7 protein-coding genes are annotated in these 5,501 nt (G+C 44.9%); all 7 read right to left on the bottom strand.

Annotation, left to right across the window (positions count from 1 at the left end):
• On the bottom strand, positions 1–411 hold a 411-nt coding region (locus ACFIK2_RS08760; RefSeq protein WP_375677180.1), incomplete at its 3' end, for a major capsid protein.
• Positions 412–423: 12 nt separating this feature from the next.
• Positions 424–792, bottom strand: a complete 369-nt coding sequence (locus ACFIK2_RS08755; RefSeq protein ID WP_375655468.1) for a head decoration protein — start codon at positions 790–792, stop codon at positions 424–426.
• Positions 789–941: a hypothetical protein gene (locus ACFIK2_RS08750; protein ID WP_375629110.1), complete on the bottom strand. Its 153-nt coding sequence runs from the start codon at positions 939–941 to the stop codon at positions 789–791. The genes ACFIK2_RS08755 and ACFIK2_RS08750 overlap by 4 nt, the downstream gene beginning before the upstream one ends.
• 110 nt (positions 942–1,051) lie before the next feature.
• Positions 1,052–2,125 (bottom strand): S49 family peptidase, encoded by a 1,074-nt coding sequence (locus tag ACFIK2_RS08745; RefSeq protein ID WP_375677179.1) that lies wholly within the window; start codon positions 2,123–2,125, stop codon positions 1,052–1,054.
• Positions 2,115–3,659 carry a phage portal protein gene (locus tag ACFIK2_RS08740; RefSeq protein ID WP_375677178.1) on the bottom strand — a complete coding sequence of 515 codons (1,545 nt, stop codon included), beginning with the start codon at positions 3,657–3,659 and terminating at the stop codon, positions 2,115–2,117. The genes ACFIK2_RS08745 and ACFIK2_RS08740 overlap by 11 nt, the downstream gene beginning before the upstream one ends.
• Entirely contained in the window at positions 3,659–3,907 is a 249-nt protein-coding gene (locus tag ACFIK2_RS08735; RefSeq protein ID WP_375613951.1) for a phage head-tail joining protein, read from the bottom strand. Before ACFIK2_RS08735 ends, ACFIK2_RS08740 begins: the two co-directional genes overlap by 1 nt.
• 3 nt (positions 3,908–3,910) lie before the next feature.
• Positions 3,911–5,501: phage terminase large subunit family protein (locus ACFIK2_RS08730; RefSeq protein ID WP_375677177.1), on the bottom strand; the 1,591-nt coding region annotated here is incomplete at its 5' end.

The raw sequence follows: 5,501 nt of genomic DNA, 5'->3' as shown, positions 1-5,501 counted from the left end.
AGCGCCAAGTTGCATGTTTTCCCATGTCAATTCGATTTCAGAAATCAGTTTCTTTTGTTTTCTGGCAATATATTTCATTGCCGTTTCGAGTTGATCTTCTGTACCAAATTCACGCCGGTTCTGGATTTCCTCTGATTTCACCGTGTCACTTTTGGCAATGCGTGTTGTTTTGAAAAACCGAAGATTACGCCCATCTCTATCACCTTCTGCTAAGGGGGCGCCACGTTCACTGGTTTGAATCAAGGACAATGTATTGTCCCGTCTTTCAATACCAACCACTGTGGTGCTTGTTTCCACTTCCTCAAAAAGATCAAGAGAACTAATAAGTCCCGGTTGAAACTCATAGTTTTCAATCGCTTTCATCATGGTGGTGGCAGAGAAAGCGTCGTGTTTAAAAAAGTTCATATCCATGTGCGCATTCTCCTATCGCAATAAAATATTGTTATGGTCTTCGAGAGACTGAATGGCAGCACTTTTTTGTTCATCTGTAATGGCATCTGGCCATAGCAATTCAGAAGCTTTTACAGTGCATAAGCGTGCTGTCATTACGGCACGTTGATCGGCTTGAGAGGCATCAACAGTGGCAAAAGAAATTCCAGCAGGGATTTGGCTGCCATCTGATGCTGCTGGATTAAGGGGGGCATATTTTTCTGATGCTGTAATTTTCCCCATGACAGTTCCAGCTTCAATGAATGCTCCTGATGCAAACACCACTTCTTCGTTTGACATATCGGGGTCGTAGGGTCCAAGATAAGCGCCATTGCGTACGTCGTCATAAATAATATTCGTCATTTCACTGCCCTCCAAGCTGCTTCCCATTTTGCGTGAATCTTTGCCTTGCTTGTCCCATCACTATGAGGGGTATAAGGCGAGACTTTTAAAGACGCGCTTTGAGAGCTAGCAGCCGTCAACACACACTGGCGTGCTTTCTCGAGACTCATACCGTTTTGAATAGCTTTTGCTGCGTCAAAAGAAACGCCTAAGTGCTTTGCTTGCCTTTCAAGGGTTGTTAGTGCTTTTGCGCGCTTTCTTTCTTTTTCAAGAGCAGCTTTTATGTTTTCTTGCTTGTCCTCATTGTCTTCATCCTCATCTTCGTTTTCTTCTTCATCGTCGAAGTCTTCGGCGTTTTTGTCGATGTCACTATCGTCTTCGTCCTCTTCCTCGTCATTGATGATGTCGACAATCTTTTCGTCATCCTCTTCTTCAGCGCGGTATTGTGTGCGTGCCATGTGTTTGGTCCTTCTTTTGTGGTTGATGTTGGGTTTTGTGATATGGAATCCGTTAAGGCTTCCAAAGCTTGCGCAAGGGTGCCTTGCGCATCTGCTAATCCAAGCGTGATCGCTTGGGTGCCTATAAAAGTTTCTGCTTTTGTGTCACGAATTGCGTCCGTACTCAGAGGTCTGTTTTTTGCAACCAAATCGACAAACATCTCGTAGAGCAGGGCGCAATCGGCTTGCATTTTTATCTGTGCTGTATCACTCAATGGTTCATGAGGGTTGCCATGAACTTTGTGATCACCTTCAAAGACAAAGGTCCATTTATGCCCGTGTTTTTCATCTGCACGGGACTGGTCAAGATGGGCACAAACAACCCCAATCGAGCCCACAACACCCGTGCGAGCAACCCATATTTGAGAAGCAGAACAAGCAATGGCATAAGCCGCTGAACAAGCAAACTCATTGGCATGTGCCCAAATGGGTTTATTGTATTGTTTTGAGAGTGCTTGAAACTCTTCAACCAAATCAAAGACACCACCGGCTTCTCCACCGCCGCTGTCAATATCAAGTAAGACAGCACGAACATCAGGTTGTGCAATGGCTTCACGAAAAGAAGCCCTTAAACCTTCATAAGAGGTTAGCCCCGATAAAGCCCCAAGCCATGCACCACGGCGCACAAGCGTGCCATGAACCGGTAGGATAGCAACATTGTTTTGTACTACATAAGTTTCAGGGGGGCTTAAAGCTTCTGTATCCCCTTGCGCAAAAGCCTTAAGGGCAAACTTTTCTCCCTCAAAAAGACGCGGCGCAAGAGCATTCAAAATGACATCAAGCTTTGTCGAGGCAAGCATATGAGGAACACCAAAAAGCCGTGATGCCAAAAACGGCATGTCGAGATTATTCACCATTTGTCTGCGCCTTACTGTTTTGGTTGTTTTCATAAGTCTCAGAAGTCTCTGAATCTTCATCACCAATCGCTTGATTTTCACCAGAAGGCGCTGCCATATCCGTGTCAAAAGATAAGCCGCGCGCACGAGCGTCTGTGTGCTCTTCTTGCAGTTCGGCATGAATGCTGTCGATATCAAAGCCGCGTTCGGCTAGTGCCATGCGTCGTGTTTTCAAGCCAGCACGAATTTCTTCTTTTTCTGCCGTGATATCCTTGTTTGGATCAATCATTTCAAGCGGGGGCGCAAAGCTTTCACATTGAACCCATGGCAAGGAATTTTCTTCCCATCCGGGTAAGTGAACGCGTCCAGAAAGTACTGCCATTTCAACAAAACGTTCCCAAACAATGCGGTTAAACTGAAAGGCAATGATATGTTCACGCCATTGTTTGACATGCCGTCTAAACTGAATGATAGAGGTTCGCACATTGGAAAAATTACCGCGCGTAACGTCTCCAGTCACAACGGCATAAGGCATATTGAGAGCCGAGCAAATTTTTGAAATATTGCGAAATTGAAAAGCCTCATAAGAACCTCCAACCTCAACAGGATTTGAGAATGTAACCTCTTTATTCTCTCCTAAATAAAGAGATGCACCGGGCGCAATGACAGGTGCTTTGTATTCTTCTTCAACGTTGTTTTTATCACGATTATCGGATAATTTTTCGACGTTTGGTGAATTGTCCTTGACAAACGCCGCGAAAAGAGCCGCCGTCCTTTTTCTATCGAGTTCTGCGTCGTCATAGGATTCGAGTTGAAAGATCTTTGTCATACAGCGCGTTATTTTGGGAGAACCGCGCAATTGTCCGGCAATACGGCGCTCTTTGATGTGCAGGACCATTTCAGCAGGGATGCGCACGCGCTCTTGGCTCTCAAATGCCATATTTACAGGGACATCATCATAGGGGTGATGTTCCCAGAAATGATAAGCAACACGCTTACCACTGGCATTAAATTCAATTCCCATACGAATGTAATTGCCTTCAATCTCAGCCGGTCCATTGTAGGAAAGGTCTAGCATTTCGGTTGGATAAACTTGTAATTGAAGCGGTACACCAGAGCGCCCGTAGAGATCAACATAATGCAATCTTACAAAGCACTCTCCGGTTAAAAAGACCTCTCGTGCAATGGTTGCTTGAAGTCCATAAAAATTGGCATCTTCATCATAGTCCGCCTCATCAACCCATTGCCACCATAAGTCTAAAAGCTTTTTCTTTTCTTCTTGAAAGCCTTCAATACGAGGATAAGGTTTAATCCCATCACTTACAGCTGCAGAGACCCATTCTTCTGTTGCAGAACCATAAAGAGCTTCATTGTCATAAAGCCATCTTGAACGGGCAACAATGGTATCACCGCATTCTTCAATCGCTTTATTAATATGTTTTTTTGCGGGGTCAAAACCACCCATACGGCGGCTTTTGCTTGCCGCTTCAAAATGGGGATTGTGTTGACGAGAAATTTTAAAAAAGCCCGTGAGTTTATTGATAAAGCCAGCCATTAATAGCCTCGTGATATATTAAAATAGAAAACGCGTGAACGCTTGCGCCCTTCAAGGTTGGCTATTTGTGTGTTCAGCATCTCAAGCGCTCTGCGCAGTTCCTCAACAGAGCGGTTGCTTACTTGCTTATCGCCATGGCGCACCGATTGTGCTCCCGAATAAAGAGCTTCTTCAATTTGTTCACGCCGCCTTTTTAAGTTTTCAAGTCTCTCAATTTTGCTGTTAATTGGTTCTAAAGTTTCACCCACAAATTACCTCCAATCCCCTCGCATATAAGGATTCATCATTGTTCTGAATGGCTTCTTTTGAGGCTGTGCTGTCTGAGATCTTCTTGGAGAAGGAGAGGGCACATGTTCTGATGTTGGCTGTTCTAAAGCGCCTTCAATTTTAAGTTTTTCCAGACGCTCTTCTAAGATATCGACTTCTCGATTAAGGTTTATTCCTGCCGAAATCAGACCTTGTAAAGCAGCATAAGCATAGACCCTACAGTCCAAGGCTTCGTTTCTTGCCTTTTCGCTTTTTTGCCATTCAATACGCTTGAAGCCTTTAAAATATTTGATGACTTTTCTTTCAGCAGTCAGTTGGTCAAAATATTCCTGGTCAAGGCTTTTGTGAAAGTGTGTTGCACCAGCCCCTGATGCTTCAGGTCCTGATTTTTTAAACCGTGCCGTGATAATATCTTTTGCCGCGTCAACACCAACAATATAGAGATTAATCTGCCCCTTATTGTTTTTGCTTGGTCGGCGTGGCCATACCGCACGCCATCCCGCTTGCCCCTTAATCCCCCAGATACGCCGCCCTTCACGCGGGCGTACATAATTATAAACTGCCTGTGTATGTCCACCACCGGTATCAATACAAGCAGCTGTTATCCTAATCCCCTCTTTATAGCCTGGATGTGGCCAGCGTCTTGTAAGGTATTCATCCAGCTGGTCCCAGACTTCAAAAGAAGAGGGATCACCAAGGATCACTTGATAATCAATATGCCAACTTTCTTCACTACGCCCCCATCCCACCACTTCAAGCTCTAAACGGTCATTTTGCACATCAATGCCTGCTGTCAACACGACGGATTGTTCTGGTGCAAGGGGATAATCTTCGCGTTTTGCATAGAGGCTATCAGGATCAACAACTTCGCCTGTTCTGTCCTCCCATGGCTCTCCAAGCACTGTGTTAATAAAAACTTGCAAAAGAGCAGGGTCTTCTTTGGCTCTTAAAAATTCGCGCGCACAATCGCCCCAAGTCAGCCATGGCGAATAAAGCGCTGAAATATGGTAAGAACGCAGACGAGGCTTACTTGACTCCTGTGTTGCGATCCAGCAAGCACCGTTTTCTTCTGCCATTAAGGTGGACTTACGATGTTCGGCATGTTCATGACCACAATGGGCACAAACAAACACAGCTTTTTCGGGGGCGCCTTTTTGCCACTTGATTTGTGACCAAACAATCGGCTGTAGTGTACCACATGCATCACAAGGCACGTTGTAATATCGCTGGTCTCCTAGTACAAAATCCTTGGCAATACGGCTTGTGTCACGGTGTGTCGGCGTGGACAATTTAAAAATTTTACGTTGAATAAAAGCAGAGGTTCGTTTTTCAGCAATTGTTACAGGATCGCCTTCATTATCGACATTCAATGGGTAAGCATCGACTTCATCCAAAACCAAATAGCGAATAGGAGAAGAACGCAATCCAGCAGCACTATTTGCTCCTGTAATCATCAATGTCCCCCCATAAAATTCCTTTGAAAACATTGTATTACCACTGTCTCGTGCACGAGCAGGAGCAATGCGTTCACTTAAAGCAGGGCTAGCTGAAATCATCGGATCAAGACGAGACTTT

The sequence above is a fragment of the Bartonella sp. AP88XZML genome (genome assembly GCF_042195565.1).
Classification (GTDB): Bacteria; Pseudomonadota; Alphaproteobacteria; order Rhizobiales; family Rhizobiaceae; genus Bartonella.
This window is presented reverse-complemented; position numbering and strand designations above follow the sequence as displayed.

Coding starts and splice junctions, on each gene's coding strand:
- ACFIK2_RS08755 (WP_375655468.1), bottom strand. CDS start 792: ATGACGAATATTATTTATGACGACGTACGCAATGGCGCTTATCTTGGA.
- ACFIK2_RS08740 (WP_375677178.1), bottom strand. CDS start 3,659: ATGGCTGGCTTTATCAATAAACTCACGGGCTTTTTTAAAATTTCTCGT.
- ACFIK2_RS08745 (WP_375677179.1), bottom strand. CDS start 2,125: ATGGTGAATAATCTCGACATGCCGTTTTTGGCATCACGGCTTTTTGGT.
- ACFIK2_RS08750 (WP_375629110.1), bottom strand. CDS start 941: ATGAGTCTCGAGAAAGCACGCCAGTGTGTGTTGACGGCTGCTAGCTCT.